We start from the raw sequence: 222 nt of genomic DNA on the forward strand, positions 1-222 counted from the left end.
CTCATCCCCGAATTTTTCAACATTCGTGGGTTCGGGCCTCCAGTGCGTGTTACCGCACCTTCACCCTGGACAGGGGTAGATCACACGGTTTCGGGTCTACGACCACGTACTTATTCGCCCTATTCAGACTCGCTTTCGCTGCGGCTCCGTCTTCCCGACTTAACCTTGCACGTGAACGTAACTCGCCGGTTCATTCTACAAAAGGCACGCCATCACCCTTTT

1 rRNA gene is annotated in these 222 nt (G+C 54.1%); it reads right to left on the bottom strand.

Features of this window, described 5'->3' with window-relative positions:
* Positions 1-222 (bottom strand): 23S ribosomal RNA (locus tag WFJ73_RS33315); the annotation flags it as partial.

This window comes from Paenibacillus sp. MMO-58 (assembly GCF_037146255.1).
Taxonomy (GTDB): domain Bacteria; phylum Bacillota; class Bacilli; order Paenibacillales; family Paenibacillaceae; genus Pristimantibacillus.